Origin of the sequence: Rhizobium sp. R693 (assembly GCF_002211315.1) — a bacterium.
Classification (GTDB): Bacteria; Pseudomonadota; Alphaproteobacteria; order Rhizobiales; family Rhizobiaceae; genus Rhizobium.
Genome location: NZ_LOKY01000048.1, coordinates 207070 through 232065, shown reverse-complemented (window position 1 = coordinate 232065; position 24996 = coordinate 207070). Strand labels below are relative to the sequence as shown.

Here is a 24996-nt window from a genome sequence, read left to right as displayed (position 1 = left end):
CGAGAGTAGATAAGGCCAGATGGCGTGATGCTGGGAGTTACAAGTGTGACGGGATTCAGAGTTCGACGGCGTTCATGGAAACAGCGACTGCCATTTGCGCGAGCCGTTGGCCATACTGCGTCCAGCGACCAAGTGACGGAATTCAGGACGGAGGTGGAAGAACTGACCTTTTGGCAGGGCCAGGATTGCGTCAATTATTTCGACTGAAGCAAAGCCAGGTGCGTGCACCTGCCAAACCCAAAACCATCCTCGACATCGATTTCGCCGCGGTTACCGAAAGCCGTGCTCGAGCGGATCTTAGTCGCCGCCGGCAACACAACGTACCCTATCCGTCGCTCATCAAGATCTAGCTCAAAGAAAAGGTCGACGCTTCGTGTGCACAAGGATGACGCTTGCCGGACCCACGAGCGCAGAGCCGATTGCTGCCGTCGTCTGAAGCGTCGATCTTTACTCAGCCAGTACTAGCAGCGAGTAACCTCCCAGAACCCTGACCGCAAGGTCAGGGTTCAGCGGAAACAGCAGTTTCCGCGGGAGGCTCATCAATTTGCTGCTGAATGCCTGGTTCGGCAATTCAATGCGGCTTGCCGTATAGGCGTAATCCACCACGGAGTAGCCGCAATCCTTCACGGTAGCGAGGGCAGTTTCCTTGAAGAAATAGTGCAGGTGGCCGACATTCTTGCGCAAATTTGTAATCGGCCACCCTCTCAGGACTGACTGAACTGAAAGGTCCAGCGGTATATGGAAAATCTTGTAGCGAGCCAGTGCCCGCAATCCCTTGATAAAGGAAATATAGTCCTCGACATGCTCGATGACGTCCGCAATGACGAGTATGTCATAGTGGACATCAGGCACCTGAAGAATATCCTGCAGGTGAAAGGAGACATTGCCTGTCGTCTTGAGCCTGGCTCTCTGGTAGGCATGAGGCGCCACCTCGTATCCGTCAAATTTGGCATTGGGGTAGGCGCGCGCCAGGTTGAGCAATATCTCGCCCGTACCGCAACCCACCTCGCAAAGGCTGGAAAACGTCAGGCCGTTCTTCTCGATGATCTTCGCGATCTGGTCGGCCTTCCAGGGGGAATCTTCCTCATGCCATGTGGGATTGAGCTCAGCGTACTGATCAGAGATGTAGATGTCTTCCACCGAAACGCTCCCACAAAATCTTTCCACCAGTGACGCCGGAGTTCTGACTGGGCGACACCGAAAGAGGGCCTACCAACTTAAATTGCAGACAACGCAGCTATCGATGAGCGCGAACCTCTTGCCCGCTCTCACTCTCCATTGTGCATAGCAGCATAACAATCCCGACCCGGCCCGTCTAGCAATATTAAGTGACATAAAACTTATGTATTTACTCCCTATAAGAGGCGGCCGAACTATATTCCAGAACTCAAAATAACGTGGAGTATAGGGGCCATCTCGCCGACGCGATCTTCTTTGGCGCAGAAATCGGCTCCGAGGTCGCCAGGGGCCAAATGAACTGACGCCAGCGTGAGCTCTTTCCTCTATAGCGTCAAAGACCTGCGATAGGATTTGCCGTCGACGCGGCGGCTCAGCCCATGCGTTTCGCGCAACGCCGGTTCAGCGCAATCTCGACAGCCAGGAGCACCACTGCTCCTTTGATCAGAACGTTGTTTTCTCCACTCCCAATACGACATCACAGTGGGCAGGGATCTCCATCGAGTACATCAAGATTCCCATTTGAGACATCACTAATTATATTGTATGTTGGAGATCTCAGGGCTCATGCAAGACAGGCGATCGTTCAATCGTGATCACTGCGGCTCAGATGCGGGCTGCAAGAGCCCTCCTTGGCATCGATCAGCGCCAGCTGGCCGAGTTGGCAGGAATATCGGTTCCCACGATCCAGCGTATGGAAGCAAGCGTTGACGTCGTTCGCGGCAATGTCGACTCGCTGATGCGGTTGCTAGCCGCTCTCGATCGTGCCGGGATCGAACTCATCAACGAGGGGGCTTCCAGTAAGGACGGCGGCCGTGGGGTGCGGCTGAAAGCGAGAGCCGAACCGCCCGAAGACGGGACGGGAACCCCGCCCGCCCCCGAAAGCAGGACGAGGTTGCGTTCATGACCTTCCTCTCGGTCATCCTGTCATGCATTGCCATGTTTCTGGCAACCGGAGTGCTCGGAGTTTTTATGGGGCGGTCGCATCAAGCCACCCCCGCAGTCTACGGTCTAAGCCTCTTTATCTCGGCCACTGCTTTCGCAGCCAGCATGGTACAGCTCGCAAGCTCTTTCGTTGACGCGCCGACGCTCGTCCTTCCCATTGGCCTGCCCTGGCTCGGTGCCCATTTCCGGCTCGACGCGCTCTCCTCCTTCTTTCTCCTTGTCGTCAATCTCGCCAGTTTGCTTGCCAGCCTCTACGGTCTCGGTTACGGCCGGCACGAACAAGCGCCGCATCGGGTGTTGCCGTTCTTTCCGGCCTTCATCGCCGGCATGAATCTGGTGCTCTTGGCCGACGATGCCTTCACCTTCCTGATCTCATGGGAATTCATGTCGCTTGCCTCATGGGCACTGGTGATGGCGCATCACCGCAATGCCGACAATCGCAGGGCCGGTTATCTCTATATCGTGATGGCAAGCTTCGGGACGCTGGCTCTGCTGCTTGCCTTCGGCCTGCTTGCCGGACCCGACGGCGGCTACGGTTTTGCGACCGTTCGTGCAAGCGAACATGCGCCACTGACGGCGGGCCTCGTCCTCATCCTCCTGCTGCTGGGCGCGGGCTCCAAGGCCGGGCTGGTGCCGTTGCACGTCTGGTTGCCTCTGGCTCACCCCGCAGCGCCAAGCCATGTCTCGGCGTTGATGAGCGGCGTCATGACCAAGATCGCGATCTATGGTTTCATCCGCGTCACCTTCGATCTCCTCGGTGCGCCAATGTGGTGGTCCGGGCTCATCGTCCTCATACTGGGCGCAGCGACGGCGGCGTTCGGCATCCTGCATGCCTTGATGGAGCGCGACCTCAAACGCCTGCTCGCCTACAGCACGATCGAAAATATCGGTGTGATTTTCGTGAGCCTTGGGCTGGCGCTGGCATTCAAGGCAAACGGCATGGGCCTGGCCGCCGCGCTCGCCCTGACCGCCGCGCTGTTCCATGTCCTTAACCATTCGTTCTTCAAGAGCCTCCTGTTTTTCGGCGCCGGCGCCGTTTTGACGGCAACCGGCGAGCGCGACATGGATAAGCTCGGCGGCCTGATCCACCACATGCCCATCACCGCCTTCACCTTCCTTGTCGGTTGCGTTGCGATTTCTGCCCTTCCGCCGTTCAATGGATTCGCTTCGGAATGGTTGGTCTTCCAGGCCATTCTGCAAAGCCCCGATCTGCCGCAATGGGCACTCAAGATCGGCGTGCCGGCGGTGGGTGGTCTACTGGCGCTGTCAGCGGCGCTCGCTGCAGCCTGTTTCATCAAGGCTTTCGGCATCACGTTTCTTGGCCGCCCGCGCAAGGCTGCGACAGGCGAGGTTGCGGAAGTGGATCGTTTCTCGCTTGGCGCCATGTGCGTGCCGGCGGGCCTATGCCTGTTTGCGGGCATCGTGCCCGGGGCCGTCATCGATGGTGTTTCACCCGTCGTGTTTTCCTTGGTCGGCGATCGGATGCCACTGCAGATGGACATCCCGTGGCTGTCGATCGTGCCGATCGCTGAAAGCCGCAGTTCCTATAACGGCCTGCTGGTCTTCCTGTTCATCGCCGTCTCGGCCTGCGCGACGATCTATATTGTCCATCGCTTCGCTTCGCGAACGCTTCGTCGTTCTGCCGCCTGGGACTGCGGTTTTCCCGAAAGCAGCCCCTCCACACAATATACCGCGGGCAGTTTCGCCGAGCCCATCAGGCGCGTCTTCGGCACACTCGCCATGCGTGCCCGCGAGCGGGTCGATATGCCGGCCCCGGGCGATCTCAGACCAGCCACCTTTTCCGTCGAGCAACACGACCTGGTCTGGGAGGGGCTCTATGTGCCGATTGCGGGCGCCGTCGGATTTGCCGCCGAAAAGCTCAACCGCCTGCAATTCCTCTCGATCCGGCGCTATCTGAGCCTCGTCTTCCTTGCGCTCGTTTTCTTGCTTCTGGTGCTGGCGCTATGGTCATGATCTCCGCTCTTGTCGCTCAGGCTTGCCAAATGGCGCTTGTCGTGCTGCTGGCGCCGCTGCTGACTGGTCTCATTCGCAAGGTCAAGGCGCGGCTGTTGCGCCGGCAAGGCCCTTCACCGATCCAGCCCTATCGCGATCTCCTGCGTCTGCTTCGCAAGGAGGCCGTGGTCGCGCATAACGCGTCCTGGCTGTTCAGGGTGGCACCTTACCTGATCTTCGCCTCGACCTGGGTGGCGGCCGCCATCATCCCGACATTCGCGACCGGCCTGATCTTCAGTTGGACGGCCGACCTGATCGCGATCGTCGCCCTTTTGGGCAGTGGCCGGTTCTTCCTGGCGCTTGCCGGCATGGATGTCGGCACCAGCTTCGGGGGCATCGGTTCAAGTCGCGAGGCGATGATCGCGACGCTTGCCGAACCTTCGATGCTGCTCATCATCTTCGCGCTGGCGCTCGTTGCCGGCTCGACACAGCTTTCGACAATCGCCGCATTCATGAGTTCGCCCGCCGTGGGCTTGCGGGTTTCGCTGGCGATTGCGCTCGTTGCCCTCGTCATGGTGGCGCTTGCCGAAAACGCCCGTATCCCCGTCGACAATCCGGCGACCCATCTGGAACTGACCATGGTGCACGAGGCGATGGTGCTCGAGTATTCCGGCCGGCACCTGGCAATGATCGAATTGGCAGCGTCGCTCAAGCTGCTGCTCTACATTTCACTGATCGCCTGCATATTCGTGCCGTGGAAGATTGCAGCCCCGGAAGCGGGACCGGCCGCCTACTTGACGGCGTTCATCGCCTATCTCGCCAAGCTCACGGTCGCAGGCGTGCTTCTTGCCCTGTTCGAAACCTCGGTTGCCAAGATGCGGGTCTTCCGTGTGCCGGAATTCCTGGGCGCGGCGCTCATGCTTGCCCTGCTTGCCACCCTCCTGCGGTTCGTTTCCAGGAGCCTGTGATGAACGATCCGGTCTTCGACATCGCTCACATGCTCGCCGGCGGGCTCGTGCTCGTGAGCATGATGATGCTCTACCAGGATCGTCTCTACGCCCTGCTCAACATGTTTGCGCTGCACTCGCTGGTGCTGACGCTGTCGGTCGCCTGGCAGGCTTTCGTGCAGGATGCGCCGCATCTCTATGTGACCGCGGCCATAGCCCTCATCTTTAAGGCCATCGTCATTCCCGTGGTGCTCCATCACATGATCCGTCAACTCGGCATCCATCGCGAGATCGAGACGGTCGTCGGGATCGGGTCCACCATGCTGGCGGGCATAGGCCTCGTCGCACTTTCGATCGTGGTGATGCTGCGCGTCACGCCGCAGGCCAATCCGCTTGCCCGCGAAGATCTCGCCTTCGCCCTTTCTGTTCTGTTGCTCGGATTGTTGATCATGGTCACGCGCCGCAATGCAGTCAGCCAGGTCGTCGGCTTCATGTCGCTCGAAAATGGCTTGGTGCTTGCGGCGACCGGCGCCAAGGGCATGCCGCTCGTCGTCGAAATCAGCGTCGCCTTCTCGATCCTGATCGCTTTCATCGTCATCGGCGTCTTCCTGTTTCGCATCCGGGAGCGGTTCGATACCGTCGATGTCAGAGCACTCGACGATTTCAGGGGGAGGAGGCGGAAGTGAACGCGCTATCCCTCTCGTTCGCCTTCGATTGGGTGGCGGCGGTGCTCTTGATCCCGGTCGCGGCAGCAGCACTTCTGGCTCTTTTGCCCGGCTACAGGATCACCGCGCGGCTCAATGTGCTTGCAAGCCTTTTAACGCTGTTTGCCGCTCTTTGTCTCGTCGTCACCGAACGGCGCGAGCCGGGACAATACCTGCTCGTCGACGACCTCAACGTCGTCTTTATCGTCCTCAATGCCTTCGTCGGGTTCACCACCAGCATATTCAGCGCAAGCTATATCGCGCACGAACTCGAAACCGGACGGCTGACGCCGGCGAACCTGCGTTTTTATCATGCCATGTATCAGATCATGATGTTCGGTATGAACCTCGCCTTCATCTCGAACAATATCGGGCTGATGTGGGTAGCGGTCGAGCTTGCAACGCTGACGACGGTGCTGATGGTCGGCATCTACCGCACACACGAAGCGCTTGAGGCCGCCTGGAAATATTTCATCCTCGGAAGTGTCGGTATCGCGTTTGCGCTCTTCGGCACCATTCTCGTCTATCTCGCCGCACAGCCCGTCGTCGGCGAAGGTTATGACGCCATGGTCTGGACCATTCTGGTCGAACATGCCGCCGCCTTCGATCCGGCGCTTCTCAATGTCGCCTTCGTTTTCCTGTTGCTCGGCTATGGCACCAAGGTCGGCCTTGCACCGCTGCATGCCTGGCTGCCCGATGCGCATGCCGAGGGGCCGACGCCGATCTCGGCGGTACTTTCCGGCCTTTTGCTGAACGTCGCACTCTATGCCGTCCTGCGCTTCAAGATTTTGCTTTCCGTCAGCCCTGAAGCGATCGCCGCCGGGCCGCTGATGATTACAATGGGCCTCACATCCCTGATCTTTGCGGCCTTCATGCTCTACCGCCGCCGCGACATCAAACGCCTGTTTGCCTATTCCTCGATCGAGCACATGGGTATCGTCGTCTTCGCTTTCGGCCTCGGCGGGCCGCTTGCCAATTTTGCCGGGCTGTTGCACATGGTCATGCACTCGCTCACCAAGTCGGCGATCTTCTTTGCCGTCGGCCATGTTGCCCAGGTCAAGGGAACCCAAAGGCTCTCCGCCATCCGCGGCTTGACGGAGACGCATCCGGGTCTGGGCTGGGGATTGCTCGCCTGCGTCGCCGCTATTGCCGGCCTGCCGCCGATGGGCATCTTCATGAGCGAATTCTTGATCGTCAGCTCCACCTTTGCCACCCATCCACTGCTGGCAATTCCGCTTGTTTTCGGGTTGCTGGTGGCATTCGGCGCCCTCTTTCTGCGGCTGACGGGCGTTGCCTTCGGCCAACCACGGGGCAGTTTTGCGCCGGGTGAGGCATCCTTTATTCCGATGTATGCGCATCTGGCGCTGGTGCTTGGCGCCGGCATCTACCTGCCGCCGCCGCTGGTTGCCTGGTTCCAGCATATCGCCAACCTTCTGCGATGATCGGGGAGATCGGACATGCCGATGCTGAGCGATGTCATCAAGGCAAGCCATCTTGTCCCGGCACACCGACCCTGGCCGCGCGCGGTCGTTGACGTGCCTGTCTGGATTTTTTTGGCCGAGGCGCTTCGGGACGGGCACCTGATCCTGCTCGGCCTCTGGGGCGAGAAGGATGCCGTCCATATGGCGCTGCTCGATGCGTCCGATACCTCGCTCGGCGTTGTCAGCCTCGCGGGTCTGCAGGGCACCTATCCCTCTGTTGCGCGATATCATGCGCCGGCGCTTCGATCGGAGCGCACGATCCGCGATCTCACCGGCCTGCAACCACAGGGCCTGCCGGACACCCGCCCCTGGCTCGATCACGGACGCTGGGATCGTCGCTTTCCGCTTGGGCATTCAGAATCCCTACCTTCACAGGCCGTTCATTACGAGTTTCTGCCGGCGAGTGGAGAAAGCCTGCATCAGATTCCGGTTGGCCCCGTCCACGCCGGTATCATCGAACCGGGGCATTTCCGGTTCACGGCCAATGGGGAGACCGTTGTGCGCCTCGAAGAGCGACTGGGCTACGTGCACAAGGGGATCGAGACGCTGATCGCGGGCGCTGACCTTGCCAAGGCGGCCCAGCTCGCCGGCCGGACATCCGGGGACAGCACGGTCGCCTATGCCTACGGGTTCTCACAAGCCGTGGAAGCGGCGCTTGGGATGGAAATCCCTTCCCGCGCGGTCTGGCTGCGGGCGCTGATGGCCGAACTCGAACGGCTCGCCAACCATCTCGGCGATATCGGCGCCATCTGCAACGACGCGGCCTTCTCGCTGATGTTGGCCCATTGCGGTGTGTTGCGTGAGCGGGTGCTGCGAGCCGCAGACGTTGCCTTTGGACACCGACTGATGCGGGATCGCATCATCCCAGGCGGTGTTGCCGTCGATCTCGAGGACAATGGCAATGCCGCCTTGCGGGGCCTGGTGGCGGAAATCCGCCGCAGGTTTCCGGCTTTGGTGGAGCTTTACGACAATACCGCGTCGCTGCAGGACCGGACGGTCGGGACCGGACGCGTCGTTGCCGAGCTTGCCCGCCAATATGGGGCAGGCGGTTATGTGGGGCGCGCGTCCGGCCGTGATTTCGACGCACGGCGCATCTTGCCCTGTTCACCGTATGACGAGCTTGCCTTCGACGTGCCGGTATTCAGCGAAGGAGACGTGAATGCGCGCATCTGGATCCGCATCCGCGAGGTGGAAAACAGTCTTTCGCTGGTCGATCAGATCTTGGACCGGCTCCCGGCAGGGCCCGTGCGGATCGAGATTCCTGAAAATACCGAGGCGCGGGAAGGCATGGCTTGCGTTGAGGGCTTTCGGGGCGACGTACTGATCTGGCTTCGGCTTTGCGGACAAAGGATAGAACGCTGCCATCTGCGCGATCCCTCCTGGTTCCAGTGGCCGCTGCTGGAGGCTGCCATAGAGGGGAATATCGTCGCCGATTTCCCTCTCTGCAACAAATCATTCAACTGCTCCTATTCCGGCCATGATCTTTGAAGGCGGACCATCATGCGCAAGCTCCTTTTCGGAAGTCTGATCCGACCGCCGCTAACCGAGCCGCCTCCACGCGTCTCCGACGCAGCGGTGGAGGAACTCGCAACCTCAATCGACAAGGCGGCGCGCCGGCGTCTCGGCCACAGCCTGTCGATCCGCGCCGTCGATGCCGGATCCTGCAACGGCTGCGAACTCGAAATGCACGCGCTCAGCAATGCCTTCTATGATGTCGAGCGTTTCGGTATCCGTTTCGTTGCCTCGCCCCGCCATGCCGATGTTCTGATGGTGACGGGACCGGTGACGAGGAACATGGAGGAGGCACTGCTGCGAACCTATCATGCCACGCCCGCCCCCAAATGGGTGATCGCGCTCGGCGGCTGCGCCCACGATGGCGGCTGCTTTGCCGGCAGCTACGCGGTCCTCGGCGGAGTTTCGAAGGTTGTGCCAGTGGACCTCCATATTCCGGGCTGCCCGCCCTCTCCCACGGAGATCCTCAAAGGTCTGCTCGCCCTGCTTGAGCAGGTGAAGAAGAAAGGCCGCGTTCCTTAACGGCAAATCTGCAATGCTTCGACTTCGCAGCGCGATCTTCGGCAATCTGCGCATCTATTTATGCGAAGGCCCCGAGGAAGAACCGGATGAGCAGATCGACTATCGCCTGCGCGCCCACAGTCTCCACAAGGTCATGATCAGGCTCTTTCCTTGGGCAGGCTATTCATATGCCAAGCCATGAGGGAACATTCGGGTGATGTTGCTGTGCATATCCTGGAGGTCGATTTAAGGCCCAAAACCTACGCCTATCTCGATGCCGAAGAGTTTCTGGCGACAGGTTATCCCGACGAGGAAGAGCCACATGCGCCCGAGCCCTCAGGTTAGCAGCGCGCCAGTCGATTTTGCACATCGCGTCTGCCCCTTTCGACGACGATGCTAGGCGGCATGGCGGTCTGCAATGGAACGATCCGGATGGCGCGACTTCCGCAATGCGCAAAGGTTCTTGGAGGCCTAGGAGGAAAGCTCGTAGAGCTGGTCCATGCTCAATGTCGCGATCTCGGCAAAAGGCGTCTGGTTCTTGACGTGTCCGCCGTGCAGGATGACCACTTCGTCACAGAACGAGATGGTGCTGCGGTGATGGCTGATGACAATTGTCGTGCGCCGACCGGCTCTTGATTTCAAGGTTTCGACGATCGCTGCCTCCGACAGGCCGTCCATGGCATTCGTCGCCTCGTCCAGAATGAGGATTTCCGGATCGCGCACCAGCGCCCTTGCAAGCGCGATGCGCTGTCGCTGACCGGCCGAAACCGTGGCTCCCCTGTAGCCGACGACGGTCTCGTACCCGTCCGGCAGCTTGTCGATGAACTCATGTGCCTCGGCCAGTTTGGCTGCGTTCTTGGCCTCGTCAAGCGAAGCGCTGTGGCCATAGGTAATGTTCTCAAGAATAGTGCCGTCGATCAGCTCAAGGTCTTGGCTGGCAAGCGCAATCTGCCGTCGCCAGTGGTTCGGATCGATTTGATTGAGCGGGATGTCGTCGACCAGGATGCGGCCTCCATCAGGTTCGACAAATCGACACAGAAGATTGACGATCGTCGTTTTTCCAGCGCCCGATCGCCCAACGATTGCCGTCGAACGTCCTTTGCGAATATCGAAGGTTACAGCGCGCAACACGACGGGTCGCGAGCCTGAGCCTGGATACTTGAACGTCACGTCCTCAAATTTAATCTCTTGGTGGAGCCCCTGGATCGCCTGATCACCCTCAGGCGGTTTCGGCTTGTCAGACGAATCCAGGAGCCATCTTACCTCTTCCAAAGAACCGCTCCAGCCTTGTACGGCACTCCATGCCATTTGCAGTGCACGCACATGGGGTTGCAGCCGATATAGCAAGACGACGAAAGCCACGACATTCGGAAAACTGACGCCCCAAAGCCAGGCGCTGACGACGACGGTCAAGAAAAGACCTGAATGCAGGACCTCCGTCAGCGGCGGCAATACGGCCTGGCGAGACTGCAGAACGAAGCCCGCACTTCTGACCGCATCCGAGGAAGAATCGAAGATTGCCTTTTCGCGCTGTTCCTGTCCAAACGCGCGGATGAGCCGCCCGGCGTGCACAAGATGAAGCATCTTGGCAGCGAGTTCGCTGTTGAACGAGGTGACATTGCGGCTTGGACCCTTGAGGCTGGCCGAGAGCAGCGCGTGAAGCGCCTGGATCAACACGAGCCCGAGAGCGACGCCAAGTGTCATCTGCCATGAAAGAAGCAAGAGAAAGGCAAGCAGAATGACGACGGCCGATGCGTTCACGATCGTCGCAAGGGTGGTCTGTATTGCGTCCGAAGCCCGCCAGGATTCGTTGGAGATGATATTGAGCAGTCGCCCGGGACTTTCCTGAAGGAAGAACGGGAAGCCGATCGTCAAGAGCTGCCTGGCAAGAGAACTTCGCATGGCGTGGCCGGCTCGGCCGTAGATCATATTGGTCAGTACGGCGTTGGCGAACGCCAGTACGTTCTTCAGGGTGATCAGCCCGAGGATCGCGGCGGCGATCGCAATCAGCCTTGTCCGGTCATCCAGCCCGGCGCCCACTTGCTGGAAGAGCGCCGAGAGCCCGGCCATCCCTGACGGCTCACCCTTGCCCGCGATAATGCCGAGCATCGGGATAATGAGGCCGATGCCGGTACCTTCGAGGACAGCCGTGTTCAGTCCCAAAATGACGACAACCAGGAGCAGGCCTATCCGCCGACCCAGCGCCTGATGCAATAGCCGAAAACTCAATGCGAGGAATTCTAGCATGGGTGCCGTGACCTCAATGAGCGATTGCCCCGTTTACGCGCGATTCCCTGGTGCTTCTGTGACATCATGCGAGCCCCTGAAGCGGCCCTACGCTTCTGGCTGGCACCGACTGATAGTACCGCGCCATGAGATCCATATGCCGGGTCGCACCGGCTGAAAAACGGCACAGCCACGGTGCGTAGGCAGCAGAGCGAAGGCCATACCGCTCACGACGCCGGATGAGCTGCCACTTTCCCGTCAGCGTCAGAAAGGCATGTGTGAGTGCCGGTTCCTGCTCGTCGATTATCAGCTGATACAGGAAATAGAAGAAACACAAGGTTCCGTGCTCATAGCTCGAGGACGCACGGCCTGCTTGCTCGGCGATTTTTCGTTCGATCGCAAGAATGCAATCGGCAGCACGGCGCACCGTCTCGGGGGTGACCGCCACACCGATGGCGCAAAGGGCGCCGGGATCGTCGCAAAGCGACTGCCGTTGAAGGTTCTCGGCGACGATCTTCAAGTGGGTCTGGCGCATTTGTCGCTTGTGCCTGCTTGAGACGCTGTCGCTATGAATGCGATAGGCAACGAGGCTCTCATCGATCATCGCCGCCGGGAATTGTCGCGCAATGCGTCCGAAGAGATCGAAGTCTTCGGCATGAACATAGCCTGCGTCATACACCAGCATGTCTTCAGGAATGACGTTGCGATTATACATCACCGTCGAGTGCAGGAAGATGGTGAAGAACATCGACAATACGTGCCAGTCACCGGTCTGATAGATCGGATTTGGCCGACCTTGGACCACGCGACTGCCGAGAAGCTGGTCGATACCGGTACCGCTGATTGCGAGCTGAGGCTGCTTTGCAAAGAGCGCGACCTGGCGCGAGAAGCGGGAGGGGTAGGAAATATCGTCCGCGTCCATTCTGGCGATAAGATCGCCTTTCGCCATGGCGATGCCCTCGTTCAAGGTCGCGATCAGTCCGCGATTTTCCCGTGACACGATACGGATGCGATCGTCGGCATTGCGATAGCGCTGGAGGATCTCCAGCGAGCCATCGGTCGACCCGTCGTCGAGCGCAATGATTTCAAAGTGCCCGTAGTCCTGACGCAGAATGCTCTCGAGCGCAGCGCCAACGTGGGGCGCTCCATTATAGACCGGCAGCACGACGGAGATCAGTGGGATGGACAACGTATCAGCTCCCACGTTCATCGCGGTTGGCATAGCTGGGGCGATAGGCTGCGGCATCATACGCCCGCTCGCAGCCCTTGCTTGGCAGGATCAACGGTGACGCCTTGGTTCTTGTCGGGCTGACATAGGGGAAGTAGCGCTTGAGTTGGTTGAGGGGCTTTTCGAACGCCAGCCAGGAAATTGACGCCAGCGCCAACGTAGCCGTCGTCGCAATCACAAAGCGACCCGGCCCCTGCGCCGAGACGTTGACCGGAATCCATGTCTGAGCCTTGACGACCAGCGACAGCACTATGGGATGAAAGAGGTAAACGCCGTAACTCATCCGTCCGACCGCGATCATCGACGGGCGTTCCAGAAAATGGCCGAACGGTCCGCGCATGCCAGACGAACAGCATCCGACCAGCACGACGAGTGGTATCACGGGGAAAACCTCCGCACCGATCCACGTCAGCCACTCCAGCGTCGGTGTCATGGGCACCGACTTCAACCACAGGACGATCATCGCAGCGACAGTCAAAGGGGCAACGCTCAGCCCAATCCATCGGGGCCAACCGTCGCTGCTTGTACGATGGACGGCGAGAAGGGCCCCGGCTACGAGCGCATCGACCGACGCTGGTGGAAGAAGATCACGCGCAAGAGATGGCGTGCCGGTAAATGGCCAATAGATGCGATAGGCCAGCGAGAACACAATGGCCGCGACGCAGATCGATGCAATCAACCGGCGCGGAGCCAACAGGATGACCAGCGGCCAGGCGATATAGAACTGTTCCTCGATGCTCAAGCTCCAAGTGTGACACAACACCCAGGGCGTCCACTCATCGCGAAGCGCATACCAGAAGTTTGATAGATAGAACGCATGCCACTTGAGGCTGCCGCGCGCGCCTTCGAGGTTGACGAGCCAGATGAATCCCAACATCGCGAAGTAGGGCGGAAATATACGCAGTGCGCGGCGAATGTAGAATGCTTTGAGCGCAGGGGCCGGCCGATAATCGAAGGAAGAACGCGCATCGAGCAGAAGCCGCGTGATCAGGAAGCCGCTCAAGACGAAGAACAAACGGACGCCGAGATGACCGAGAACTGATCCGTCAACCGCAAAGAAATGGTGGTAAAGGACCATTGAGACGGCGACAGTACGAAGTCCGTCCAGTTGCCGGTCGCGTGCATGAGACATGGATCCCCTCAGCCTCTGGGGACACACTTCCTGCGGAAGCGTTTCCCGATGGCATTCCTGCAGCCCGTGTCTGCTGCTGATTGTACCATCTCGAACGAGATGGCCTGAAGTAGTCGACGCGGGATGAAAAATTCCGGCGGAATTGGGCCAAACTGTGACCCCGAGGGTGCGATCAGACTTTAGTCCGATGCGGCGCTTGAAGAGCGGCTCAAACATATTTGAGCGCCCCGTGGCGGACAGACCGACATTTTGTGATCATAAGACCTGCCTCTGACGCAGGCGATGCAAGCCGCTATCTCAGGCGCATCAAGGGTTCACGTCCTGGACGCGTCTTTCGCCCGGCATGGCATGCAAGTTCCTCGATATCGCTCTCGAAATGACGCCCGTGGCGACGAACATTTCCTGTGGAACAACATGCTGATCGGTTTCAGGAAGACCGCAATCGACGCGCAACGCCGCCGAGCGGCTTGCACTCACACCCTCGTAAAGCCAGTAGCAGTGCTCAAATTTACTACCATCCCTTGTCGGCAATTCTGCTCGTCCTAATTGAGAACTTGTGCTGTAGAAAGCTGGTCCTTCGTCGCCGCCGAGGTCGGATACAAAAAATGATATGGAACCATCGCCTTATCCGCATCACGATCGGGCTCGTGCTGCTGGTGCTTGCCGTGATCGTTTTTTTACCCGGCGTGACCGGTGTCACCAGTCTTGATGGAACGGTCAACGCGCGCTTTGTCGCCATAAATGCCCCAATCGACGGCGCGATTGCGGAAGCGCCAGCCAGAGTGGGCGCCCCCGTCGTCGAAGGACAGCCGCTCCTGAGGATTGTCAACGCTCGCGTGAACAGGGCAACTCTTGCCTCACTCCGGGCCGAGCACAATGCGGCCCTTGACCGCGCTGCGGCGCTGAAACGCGAGCGCGACGAGATGATCGCGCTTCGCCAGCAACTGTCGGCGCGGCTGGAAGTCTACAAGAACACGACCGTCGCCAATCTTGAACGCGAAGTCGAAATCCTGCGCAAGCGGGTCGAGGTTTCCCAGGCACAGGATCTTGTCGCGCAAGTCGATCTCGACCGACGGCTGACCCTCGAGCAAAAGGGCATTTTGACAAAAAAGCTCGTCGAATCGGCCCGAGCTGCCGGAGCAGCCACGGGTGGGGAAGTCGAAATCAGCAACCTGACCGTTGAACAACTTCAACAGAAGCTTGATGCCGTCCGGCAGGGCATCTTCATCGGCGACGGACAAAACGATGTCCCCTATTCCCGGCAGCGCGAGGACGAAGTGCTTGTTCGCATCAACGATCTCAACACGCGCATAGCGGAAAACGAGACGCGCGCTATCGAAGTCGAAAAGCAGATTGCCGAAGAAAGCAATCGCGTTGACAGCCTGACGTCGGCAACCGTTTCCGCTTCCTTCGATGGGGTCGTATGGAGCAGCAACATCGTGAATGGCTCGAATGTTCTTTTGAATAACGAGCTGATGCGCGTCCTCGATTGCCGCGAGCTGTTCGTGGATATTCTCGTTCCCGAGGGCGACTATGACGAAATTTCCGTTGGCCGGACTGCAGAAGTGCGACTTTTCGGGCGCGGCGACGCCTTCAAAGCCGCGGTCCTGTCTGTCAGGGGCAGTTCTGCGATTGTCGAGAAAGACGCCTTTGCGGCCAATCAGCCCGTGACGACGGCGCGCAGCGCCCGTATCCGGCTCAGCCTTGCTCCCTCAGCCCTCAATACCGACTTTGCGAATTTCTGTCAGGTCGGGCGCACGGTGCAGGTACGCTTGTCCAAACACGATGTTGGTTTCAAAAGATGGATTGAAAGCCTGTGGTTCAGCATCTCCTAGCGCTGGCGCCGACCTTTCTTGTCCTTGCCTTCTTTCTTCTCGGACCTTTCAATTGGTCGCGCTCCCACACTTGGGCGCGGACGATCACGTGCGTTTTCGTGGCTGCGGTCGCACTGCGCTACATGGTGTGGCGACTTGTGGAAACCGTGCTTCCTTTTCCGAATGATGGTCCAGGTTTTTACTGGGTCTGGTTCCTGTTCCTTGTCGAAATTCTGGCCGTTTTTGAAGTCGTGCTGTTTTTGATACTCATGAGCCGAAGCGTCGATCGCAGCGCCGAAGCAGACAGGCTCGCGAAGGCTTTCTTCGAGCAGGACGAAGACGAACTCCCAACCGTCGATATATTCATCCCCACCTACAACGAACCCCTCGACGTTCTGGAAAGAACCATCATCGGAGCCCTGTCGCTCGACTATCCGACTGACAGGTTAAAGGTTTTCGTGCTCGATGATCAGCGTCGTGACTGGCTCAAGGCCTACTGCGAAGCCAGGGGAGCAATCCACGTTACGAGACCCGACAACGCCCATGCCAAGGCGGGCAATATGAATAACGGCCTGAAGGTGAGCTCGGGCGACTTTGTTGCAATCTTCGATGCGGATTTCGTGCCCTACCGGCATTTCCTGCGCCGCACGCTGCCCTTTTTTTCCGATGAAAGCATTGGCATCGTCCAAACGCCACAGCATTTCTTCAATACCGATCCAGTGCAGTCAAACCTCGGGCTGGAAAACATCTGGCCGGACGAGCAGCGTTTGTTCTTCGACGAAATCGCGCCAAGCAGAGACGTCTGGGACGTCAGCTTCTGTTGCGGGTCCTGTTCGATCGCGCGACGCAAGGCAATCGACGCGATCGGCGGCTTTCCAACCGAGTCCATCACCGAAGACCTGTTGACCACGCTTGCCATGCTGAACCAGGGCTACAAGACACGCTATTTGAACGAGCGGCTCTCGATGGGGTTGGCGGCGGAGAATCTGGCCGGCTACTTCGTGCAGCGCGAGCGCTGGTGCCAGGGCGGCATTCAGACGCTTTATCTCCGTAATGGCCCTTTGCGCGGTCCGGGTCTGTCACTGTTTCAGCGGGTCATGTTCCTGCCCGTTTCGTGGCTGGTGCAATACTTGGTTCGCTTCACCATCCTGGTCGTTCCGATTGTCTATTTGTGGTTCGGCGTCCTTCCGCTCTACTTCACCAGTGCCGCCGACTACGTGTCCCACCAGGTGCCGCTGCTGACCGCCTATTTTCTCTTGATGCTCTGGATAACACCGACGCGGTATTTGCCGTTGATCTCAAGCGCAGTCGGCGCCTTCGCCACGTTTCGCATGCTGCCAACGGTCGTTTCGAGCCTGATCCGTCCGTTCGGCAAGCCGTTCAGGGTCACCCCGAAGGGTAGCGGCAACGAAGCCGGTGGATTCGATAGATATACCTTCGCCTGGATTGCCAGCTTGACCACGGTCACGGCGCTTGGCTTGCTCGTAAACGTCGTGCCGGAGACCGCTCACATCACAGGTGAGTTCTCACCGGTTGCTGCTTGCTGGTCGGGGATCAACATTGTTGTGCTCGCCATCGCATCCCTGATCTGCTTCGAAAAGCCCCGACGACTGTTCCACGCCTTCAAGCTCGACGAACCTGCAAATGTGGATGGTATCCCCGGTCGTGTCGTCAGTCTTGCGTTGGACAAGGCTGTGGTCACCGTGCCGACAGGGACCCTTTTCCAGTCGAAAACAGTCACGCTATCCCTTGATGGCTTCAAGCCGTTCAAGACCGAACTAAGGCACGTCACGCAGCGGCGCAGAACCGTAAGCCGTGGTGGCGACAAGCAATCCTATTACCTGCATCTTTATTTCGACCTGGATGGCCAAGCGCGCGACAAACTGATTGTAAAGCTCTATACCGGCCGCTATTCGCAAGATGTGCCCGACATCGACAAAGTCGCCGTCTCGATCAATCTCTTCTTGCGTACCTTCGGGCGAACACGCGGCTTATAATTTGCAGCGTTCAATTGACGCATCGCACGAACGCGAAAGCGCGGTCAGGCGATGCGCCGCTGGAGATGGCATAAGCGAGCGATGGCGGATCATCGGACTGGGGGGCAACTCCACCGGCTTCATGAGGATAGATCGAGCGGCAATCCGGGCCTGCCGAACGCCATCAAGTTCGGCGCTCGGAAGGCCAGGCTCGAATCCGCAGCCCATTGCGGACGTCCGCGCGGGTTCGACCTTGAAAAAGCGGTTGCAGGACCTAGCAATGGTAGTCGCCCTCTTGGTGCAGAGCGGTCACCTGTCGATGACTGCAGACGGCCCCAAAAGCGGATGCGGCCCCACACCGCTTACCAATCGCTCATTCGGGCGCGGCGACGCGAATGGGACGTGTTCCGACCGGAGCGCCGGTCGCACGGTCGATGGTGACGGGATCGATCTCCGTTCCGGTCTCGGCGTCGAAGAAACGGGTTACCTCGCCCCCGCCGCGATGCTTGCGCCCCCACGCGCCAATCGCAAACAGCACCGGCAGAAAGTCGCGACCGGCTTCCGTCAATACATATTCGTCCCGTGGCGGACGGTCGGAATAGCGGCGCTTCTCCAGCAGCCCCTCCTCGGTCAAGGCTGAAAGCCGCCCGGTCAGCATCGTCGGCGCGATACCGAGACTCTTGCGGAAATCATCGAAGCGGGTCAGCCCCGCATGGGCGTCGCGCATGATCAGCATGCTCCATGCGTCCCCAACAAGCGCCAGGCTCCGGGCAATAAGGCATGGCTGGTCCGAAAGATTCTTCATGTCGATATCTTTTTAGTAGTGACTTGCTATTGATTTGATAGTAACTCAATGTTCATCGATGTTCCACGACAAAATGAAAGCAGACGCCGATGAGCAAGACAGAACGCGGCATCGCACTGGTCACCGGTGCCTCCTCCGGCATCGGGCTGGTGACGGCACAAGCGCTGCAGCGCGATGGCTACCGTGTCTTCGGCACCAGCCGAAAGCCGATGCCCGACACTGCAGAGGGGATCACAATGCTGATCTGCGACGTGATTGATGATGCATCTGTGCAGAGTGTCGTCGACGAGGTTCTAAACCGCGCGGGACGGATCGACCTTCTCGTCAACAATGCCGGGATTGGACTGCTTGGCGGCGCTGAGGAATCCACGACGGTACAGGCGAAGGCCGTATTCGACGTGAATGTGTTTGGCACCATCCGCATGACAAATGCGGTCCTACCGGTGATGAGACGGCAGCGTCGAGGCCGGATCGTCAACCTCAGCTCCATACTCGGGCTGATCCCCGCTCCTTATAATGCGCTCTACGCATCGACCAAGCACGCGATCGAAGGCTATTCAGAGTCTCTCGACCACGAAGTACGAACGCAGGGTATACGCATCGTGCTTGTCGAGCCTGGCGTGACCCGCACGTCCTTCGAAGAGAACATCACTCGACCGGATCGTCCGCTTGCCGTCTACGATACGGTTCGCGCCGACGCAGAGAGTTTAATGCGCGAGATCGTCGCAAAGGGCGATGCACCAGAAGTGGTGGCCGAAATGGTCGTAAGGGCTGCCAATGCGGTATCGCCCAAACGACGCTACACGGCCGGAAAGGCCGCAGGGCAAGTCCGCTTCGTGCGCCGCTTCCTGCCTGAGGCCTTCGTCGACAGAAGCCTTCGGAAATTCAACAGACTTCGCGATTGAGCATTCATCGCCGCGCTGGTGGCTCGGTCAACTCACCATGGAGACGAAAGTTAATCTGATGAAATCATTCCTGATCGATCGCTATAAGAAAGGCAGTGCGCTGCGGCCTGGCGAAAGTCCTGTGCCGGAGTTGCGTGAGAACGACGTCATGGTCGAGATTCATGCCGCCGGGGTGAACCCCTTGGACAACAAGATCAGGGACGGAGAGTTCAAGCTCATCCTGCCCTACCGCCTTCCGTTGGTGCTCGGTAACGATGTCGCGGGCGTCGTGGTCCGGGTTGGGGCCAATGTCCGGCAATTCAAGCCCGGTGACGAGGTCTATGCACGTCCGGCGCAAGATCGCATCGGGACATTTGCGGAATATATCGCCATGGACGAGGCCGACGTAGCGAGGAAGCCGACCAATCTGACGATGAACGAGGCCGCGTCCATTCCGCTCGTTGCGCTGACAGCATGGCAGGCACTTGTCGAGCGGGCCCACGTGCAGAAGGGGCAGAAGGTCCTGATTCATGCGGGCTCGGGCGGAGTAGGCGCAATCGCGATCCAGCTTGCAAAATATCTCGGGGCATATGTGGCGACGACCACCAGCACAGCAAATGTCACGCTTGTAAAGACTCTCGGCGCAGACGTCGTGGTCGATTACAAGAAAGACGACTTCGCGAAGGTGCTGCATGACTATGACGTCGTGCTGAACAGCCTTGGCAAGGAGACGCTGGAGAAATCCCTTGGTGTGCTGAAGCCCGGCGGGAAGTTGATCTCGATTTCCGGTCCGCCTGATCTCGACTTTGCGAGGCAGAACGGCTCTGGCTGGCTGCTGCAACAGGTCATGCGACTGCTGAGTTCCGAGATCAGGAAAAAATCGCAACGTCGAGGGGTCAGCTATTCGTTTCTCTTCATGACAGCCAACGGCGGGCAGCTCGGAAAGATCACCTCCCTAATCGAGGCGGGTGCCATACGCCCCGTGATGGACCGCGTGTTCCCGTTCGAGAGGACCAACGAGGCTCTGAACTACGTCGAAACGGGTCGTGCAAAGGGGAAAGTCGTCGTCGCAATGAAGTGACGTGTGAGGCCCAATACGGTCCAAAGGACGGGTTCATCGGCAGGTGACCGCTTTGGTGCCCCAAAGCGGACTTGTTAGATTGCTTCACCGGGGTGCGGGACGTGGTCCTCGAATTCCCATGGCAAGCCTCACTCAACAGAAGGGCAAGTCCATCCCACGCAATTCAGGGGTCTCCTAACTACGCTGCTTGAAAAGCATCACCAGGGGCAACGAGGGCCTTTCCAAAGCGTCCGATATTCTCGTCGCCCCAACTCTTCAGAGACACGAGAATTGGCTCGAGACTGCGTCCCAGCGCCGAAATACTGTACTCCACTTTGGGGGGCACCTGGGCGTAGACCTTCCGGTCGATCAATCCGTCTTCCTCCAGCTCGCGGAGCTGGTTGGTAAGCATGCGCTGGGTAACGCCTCCGACTTGCCGTCGAATTTCATTGAATCTCATCGTGCCGCCAAGGAGATGGAAAAGGATGACGCACTTCCACTTTCCGTCGATCAGACTGATGGCGGCTTCCACCGAACAGCCTGGATTGCAATCGAATCGAGAGTGGCGGGCCTTGGCCATGACGGTACCCTTTTTGACACTATGTGCGATGCTTGTGCGTATCGCACAATTGTAAGATACGTTCTATCTGTGTCTCCAGCAAGCAGGAGAGACCAGAATGAAAGCTGTTGGATACAAGATTCCGTCACCGATCACCGACGAGGCTTCGCTCTTCGATATCGAACTCGAGACCCCAACCGCGACCGGCCACGACATCCTTGTCGAAGTGAAGGCCGTGTCGGTGAACCCGGTTGACTACAAGGTGCGTCGCAGCACACCCCCTCAGGGCGACGCCTGGAAGGTGATCGGCTGGGATGCCGCCGGCATCGTACGCGCCGTTGGTCCGGATGTAACCCTGTTTCAACCAGGCGACGAGGTCTTCTATGCGGGCTCGATCACCCGCTCCGGCACAAATGCCGAATTTCATCTGGTCGACGAACGCATCGTCGGCAAAAAACCGACATCGCTGGACTGGGCTGAGGCTGCCGCCTTGCCGCTCACGGCGCTCACCGGATGGGAAGCATTCTTCGACCGTCTCGATGTAAGTAAAGCGGTCCCGGGCGCTGCTCCGGCAATCCTTATCATTGGGGGAGCCGGCGGTGTCGGGTCGATCGCGGTCCAGATCGCCCGTCAGACCACAAATCTCACAGTGATTGCCACTGCATCCCGACCCGAGACAAGGCAGTGGGTAGCATCGCTTGGTGCCCACCATGTCATCGACCACTCCAAGCCACTTGCTGCCGAAGTGGCGGTCCTGGGGATCGGGTCTCCAGCGTTTGTTTTTTCAACGACCCATACTGAAAAGCATGTCGATCAGATTGCAGAACTGATCGCACCACAGGGTCGGTTTGCCCTGATCGACGATCCCAAGACGTTCGACATCATGCTCTTCAAGCGGAAGGCCGTGTCCATTCATCACGAACTGATGTTCACCCGTCCCATCTATGGCACGCCGGACCTTGGGGAGCAGGGCAGAATTCTGAACGAAGTTTCGCGTCTCGTCGATGAAGGAAAGATTCGCAGCACGCTGACAGAGCGCCTTTCTCCGATCAACGCCGCGAACCTCAAGAAGGCCCACGCTCTGATCGAGCGCGGGACCGCAATTGGCAAGGTCGTGCTCGAAGGCTTCTAAGCGGAGCCGAACGGCAGCCAATCAACCCCAATTGGACCGCTTGTCCAGAAAGAGACTGACGTGAACACTGAGATCAAATCCACGAAATCCGTTGCCACCGCCTCGATCAATCGCGAATCCGCCACTGCCCTCATTGAAGCCGCACTGGCGGCTGCGCGCGAAGTCGGTATGGAAGCCGCCGTTGCCGTTACTGATGCGACTGGCAATCTGAGAGCCTTTGAGCGGATGGACGGCGCGCCGTTCCTCACGGTGGATGTTGCCATCGACAAGGCGTGGACCGCATCGTCCTTCGGCTTCGCGACACATGTTTGGAATGACTACGTCACGAGCGATCCCAAAGTCGCGCCGCTCGCCCATCGCCCACGAATGGTTGCGGTCGGGGGCGGCTACCCGATCCTTGAAAATGGCAAGCTCATCGGTGGCATTGGTATTTCTGGCGGCAGCTATCAGCAGGACCAGGACGCCGCAGTTGCTGCATTAGGCCAGTTGGGCTTCGACGTCGCAACATAATCAAGGTGCCGGCGCCTCCACCTCTATGAGGGCACAGGGGCGGCAGCTCGCGAACTGATTTATGGGGCGGTTTCCGGTGTGCGGCAAAGTTGCCCCTCGTCTGCTACATAAGACCGTGGTTTTCATATGCCGTCGAACCTCGTGCCAATCGAATGATAAACTGCGTTGCAATGACCGCAATTGGCGGCGCCAAGCCGTCGTCCGTCGATCTCGGCTATCGGCCCGAACCCGCCATTCAGGCTAGCTCTTTCTCCATCGGATAGCCCGGCAACTGCCCCCAGAATTCCGGCGGCCCGAAATCGCGATATCCGATTGAGTGATAGAAGCGCAGCGCCGTGTTAGTGCTTACAAGGCGAATTCGCGTGCGGCCTAAGTCTAGGAGAACCCTTTCCAAGGCATCGACCATGGCTCTGCTTATCCCTTGGAACCGAACCTTAGGCGAAACGTAGTTCAAGGTGATTTCCCCATCTCTTGCGACGCCACCGACACAGCAAATTTCTCCATCGCGCTCGGCCACCAGTAGGATTTGATCTGGAGACGTCGTCCATGACCGAAAATTGTCGGGCGTTTTGTTTGAAAGCCACATGCGCAGAATATCCTGGTCACGTCGATGGTCGGCAAAACAAAGTTCCTCAATGGATTGCCTTATGACCTGGATTGCTTGTTCTGCGTCTTCCGGCTTGGCAGTCCTGAACATCACGAGATCTCCTGTCGAGTTCAAGACGTAGCCGAGCGGTCCTCGCGGCGGAAGTCCACTTCTATGGCGAAAACAGCGGCATTATGGAGCAGTTGCCACAAACCTGATTGCAGGCTCATGGATGTGCGTTGGCCGACCAAGCTGGTTGATGATGCTGACCGTTCCGGCGACATTTCCGAGCAATTATGGATGCTGGATTGTTCAAGCCTTGGAAGTGTTGAGCCGACCTGCTCGGACGGTCTCTGCTAGACGCTTTCTCATTTCCAAGAAGAAATCTTTGGGAACGTTTCCGTAGTCACAGCGAGAGGGATCGTTTGGCAATGGCTTGATACGGTCTGAAGGCCACTCAAATCGGTTGACCTCATTCAGTCGAACGTAATTGATGTCCTCATCCAAACCCATCGCCTTGCAGACATCTTCGGGTACCTGCAACGATTGGTCTTCTTCCCCAATATCTGGGTACGGATGTGTAATCGGAACAACCGTGACCATACCTGTCTCACTTGAGGCCAGGACGATGGCACACGGTCGTTCTTTCTTGAAGTGGTCTTTGTACCAAGTGTAATCGAACCGGATCACGAGACCCGGCGTAGGGTCTGGCAGTTTCACTTAGAGATCACGCCATACTCTGCGTTCTCAATCTCAGTGAGTAGCTCGTCATCGATCTCGCTTGCATGAAGCACCTGCACCTCACGTCGCTTGAGACGGTTGAAATGCTCAAGCTCGTCTGCGCTGATGTAGGCACCCACGACTCGGTTATGCGACGTGACTTCAATCACCCCGGCCTTATGTACCGCTTCGCGAACTCGTCCAAAGCGACGAGAAAAATCCGATGCGGGGATTTGAAGCGCTGCACCCATAATCTATCTCCTTTATAGAGTGCAAATTACGTATTTTGCGTAAATTGTTAATGCAGAAGATTGCACACATTGGTTCCCAAGCTGCCGGATTTATGGAACAACGGCCATGAATCTGCAATAAGGTTTGTGGCAACTGCTCCCCATGCCGGAAAACAGCCTTTAGCCTGATGGCACGCTGGACCGCATATCAGTCCCGAAAGTGGAAATAATTGCCGAAATAACCGCCCTGTTGACTGAGGCCCAAAGCCAGGGCGCAAAGCTGGCATCCACGGTCGCACGCGGCGGGAAAAAATGGGATTTCAACGAACTTTCGTCAAGCCATTGAAATCATGTGGGAAGCCAAGATTCTCACGCAGGCGCAATTTACGCCTATGGCGCCTCATTCTCCTCTGACGATCGTCTCCAAAAATTGCAGGTTTACAGCCACATGCTACCTTTTCCACGCCGGTAGCCGCAGCTTCGCGCTACTCCAATGTCGCAATCTACGATCGCATAAAAATTGGCTGGGGCCCAATTTGTCAGGGGCAAATTCTTCCGCCCAAGAGCTGTCATGTGCAGCCCGGTCGGCGCTGGCTCGTTTCGACCCATCTCTGCCCTTCCTTCGGAGCAGCCATACGGCAATCCTTGACCCGTTTCGGTCACCCCGGGTCCCGGGCAACTGCTCGCGACCTGGTTGGGCAAGGGCCCTTCCAGCAGTCGGCCGGCGTTCCCCACACGGCAGTAACTGAGTGACGACCCTGGCGATCTTCATCATCTGTATCTGCGCCCTTGCTCAACCGTCCCCGCGCCCTGACCGCCACCAATTTACAGCACAGCAAAAACAGGGCACGGTAGCCTTGCGAGATGGAGCGCGGTCCTTGATCCGGCCGTCGGCGTCGTCGCAGGGAGGATGCC

23 protein-coding genes are annotated in these 24996 nt (G+C 58.5%); 15 read left to right on the top strand and 8 right to left on the bottom strand.

Going from position 1 to position 24996, the window contains the following annotated elements; translation table 11 throughout:
* Positions 1–447: 447 nt before the first annotated feature.
* A complete protein-coding gene (locus ATY79_RS28775; RefSeq protein ID WP_088705628.1) occupies positions 448–1140 on the bottom strand; it encodes a class I SAM-dependent methyltransferase in 693 nt (230 codons plus the stop codon).
* A gap of 628 nt (positions 1141–1768) precedes the next feature.
* Between ATY79_RS28775 and ATY79_RS28770 the strand changes: the two genes are divergently transcribed.
* From ATY79_RS28770 to ATY79_RS31095, 9 genes are read left to right on the top strand one after another with little or no spacing between them, the layout of a single operon-like run.
* Complete coding sequence (locus ATY79_RS28770; protein WP_088705627.1) at positions 1769–2083, top strand: helix-turn-helix transcriptional regulator; 315 nt, start codon at positions 1769–1771, stop codon at positions 2081–2083.
* Positions 2080–4095, top strand: coding sequence for a hydrogenase 4 subunit B (hyfB, locus tag ATY79_RS28765; RefSeq protein WP_088705626.1), 2016 nt, complete (start codon positions 2080–2082; stop codon positions 4093–4095). The genes ATY79_RS28770 and hyfB overlap by 4 nt, the downstream gene beginning before the upstream one ends.
* Positions 4086–5042 carry an NADH-quinone oxidoreductase subunit H gene (locus tag ATY79_RS28760; protein ID WP_088705625.1) on the top strand — a complete coding sequence of 319 codons (957 nt, stop codon included), beginning with the start codon at positions 4086–4088 and terminating at the stop codon, positions 5040–5042. The genes hyfB and ATY79_RS28760 overlap by 10 nt, the downstream gene beginning before the upstream one ends.
* A complete protein-coding gene (locus ATY79_RS28755) occupies positions 5042–5707 on the top strand; it encodes a hydrogenase-4 component E (RefSeq protein WP_088705624.1) in 666 nt (221 codons plus the stop codon). The genes ATY79_RS28760 and ATY79_RS28755 overlap by 1 nt, the downstream gene beginning before the upstream one ends.
* Positions 5704–7167 (top strand): hydrogenase 4 subunit F, encoded by a 1464-nt coding sequence (locus ATY79_RS28750; RefSeq protein ID WP_088705623.1) that lies wholly within the window; start codon positions 5704–5706, stop codon positions 7165–7167. Before ATY79_RS28755 ends, ATY79_RS28750 begins: the two co-directional genes overlap by 4 nt.
* Positions 7168–7182: 15 nt before the next feature.
* Positions 7183–8694, top strand: coding sequence for a nickel-dependent hydrogenase large subunit (locus tag ATY79_RS28745; RefSeq protein WP_088705622.1), 1512 nt, complete (start codon positions 7183–7185; stop codon positions 8692–8694).
* A gap of 12 nt (positions 8695–8706) precedes the next feature.
* Entirely contained in the window at positions 8707–9240 is a 534-nt protein-coding gene (locus ATY79_RS28740) for an NADH-quinone oxidoreductase subunit B family protein (RefSeq protein WP_088705621.1), read from the top strand.
* 13 nt (positions 9241–9253) lie between these two features.
* The gene (locus ATY79_RS31100) at positions 9254–9421 is read left to right on the top strand and encodes a hypothetical protein (RefSeq protein WP_189638090.1); all 168 of its coding nucleotides are present in this window, start codon (positions 9254–9256) and stop codon (positions 9419–9421) included.
* Complete coding sequence (locus tag ATY79_RS31095) at positions 9418–9564, top strand: hypothetical protein (protein WP_189638089.1); 147 nt, start codon at positions 9418–9420, stop codon at positions 9562–9564. Before ATY79_RS31100 ends, ATY79_RS31095 begins: the two co-directional genes overlap by 4 nt.
* Before the next feature lie 126 nt (positions 9565–9690).
* On the opposite strand, the gene ATY79_RS28735 is transcribed toward ATY79_RS31095, so the two are convergent.
* The 3 genes from ATY79_RS28735 to ATY79_RS28725 all read right to left on the bottom strand — a co-directional run bounded on the left by ATY79_RS28735 (position 9691) and on the right by ATY79_RS28725 (position 13805).
* A complete protein-coding gene (locus ATY79_RS28735) occupies positions 9691–11466 on the bottom strand; it encodes an ABC transporter ATP-binding protein (RefSeq protein WP_088705620.1) in 1776 nt (591 codons plus the stop codon).
* Between the two features lie 64 nt (positions 11467–11530).
* Entirely contained in the window at positions 11531–12634 is a 1104-nt protein-coding gene (locus ATY79_RS28730) for a glycosyltransferase (RefSeq protein WP_088705698.1), read from the bottom strand.
* Between the two features lie 4 nt (positions 12635–12638).
* A complete protein-coding gene (locus tag ATY79_RS28725; RefSeq protein ID WP_088705619.1) occupies positions 12639–13805 on the bottom strand; it encodes an acyltransferase in 1167 nt (388 codons plus the stop codon).
* 605 nt (positions 13806–14410) lie between these two features.
* Between ATY79_RS28725 and ATY79_RS28720 the strand changes: the two genes are divergently transcribed.
* Positions 14411–15640, top strand: a complete 1230-nt coding sequence (locus tag ATY79_RS28720) for an HlyD family efflux transporter periplasmic adaptor subunit (RefSeq protein ID WP_088705618.1) — start codon at positions 14411–14413, stop codon at positions 15638–15640.
* The gene (locus ATY79_RS28715) at positions 15622–17616 is read left to right on the top strand and encodes a glycosyltransferase (RefSeq protein WP_088705617.1); all 1995 of its coding nucleotides are present in this window, start codon (positions 15622–15624) and stop codon (positions 17614–17616) included. The genes ATY79_RS28720 and ATY79_RS28715 overlap by 19 nt, the downstream gene beginning before the upstream one ends.
* Before the next feature lie 352 nt (positions 17617–17968).
* Here ATY79_RS28715 and ATY79_RS28710 read toward each other — a convergent pair whose 3' ends face one another.
* Positions 17969–18400, bottom strand: coding sequence for a helix-turn-helix domain-containing protein (locus ATY79_RS28710; RefSeq protein ID WP_088705616.1), 432 nt, complete (start codon positions 18398–18400; stop codon positions 17969–17971).
* A gap of 89 nt (positions 18401–18489) precedes the next feature.
* On the opposite strand from ATY79_RS28710, the gene ATY79_RS28705 reads away from it, so the two are divergent.
* Positions 18490–19305, top strand: coding sequence for an oxidoreductase (locus ATY79_RS28705; protein WP_088705615.1), 816 nt, complete (start codon positions 18490–18492; stop codon positions 19303–19305).
* 58 nt (positions 19306–19363) lie between these two features.
* Complete coding sequence (locus ATY79_RS28700) at positions 19364–20365, top strand: NADP-dependent oxidoreductase (RefSeq protein ID WP_088705614.1); 1002 nt, start codon at positions 19364–19366, stop codon at positions 20363–20365.
* A gap of 178 nt (positions 20366–20543) precedes the next feature.
* Here ATY79_RS28700 and ATY79_RS28695 read toward each other — a convergent pair whose 3' ends face one another.
* Positions 20544–20924, bottom strand: a complete 381-nt coding sequence (locus ATY79_RS28695) for a helix-turn-helix domain-containing protein (RefSeq protein ID WP_088705613.1) — start codon at positions 20922–20924, stop codon at positions 20544–20546.
* A 97-nt stretch (positions 20925–21021) separates the two neighbouring features.
* On the opposite strand from ATY79_RS28695, the gene ATY79_RS28690 reads away from it, so the two are divergent.
* Positions 21022–22035, top strand: coding sequence for a zinc-binding alcohol dehydrogenase family protein (locus tag ATY79_RS28690; protein ID WP_088705612.1), 1014 nt, complete (start codon positions 21022–21024; stop codon positions 22033–22035).
* A 60-nt stretch (positions 22036–22095) separates the two neighbouring features.
* Positions 22096–22545, top strand: a complete 450-nt coding sequence (locus tag ATY79_RS28685) for a heme-binding protein (RefSeq protein ID WP_189638088.1) — start codon at positions 22096–22098, stop codon at positions 22543–22545.
* Between the two features lie 235 nt (positions 22546–22780).
* Here ATY79_RS28685 and ATY79_RS28680 read toward each other — a convergent pair whose 3' ends face one another.
* Positions 22781–23242 carry a GNAT family N-acetyltransferase gene (locus ATY79_RS28680; protein ID WP_245312466.1) on the bottom strand — a complete coding sequence of 154 codons (462 nt, stop codon included), beginning with the start codon at positions 23240–23242 and terminating at the stop codon, positions 22781–22783.
* A 605-nt stretch (positions 23243–23847) separates the two neighbouring features.
* Positions 23848–24102 (bottom strand): type II toxin-antitoxin system prevent-host-death family antitoxin, encoded by a 255-nt coding sequence (locus tag ATY79_RS28670; RefSeq protein WP_088705610.1) that lies wholly within the window; start codon positions 24100–24102, stop codon positions 23848–23850.
* Between the last annotated feature and the right edge of the window lie 894 nt (positions 24103–24996).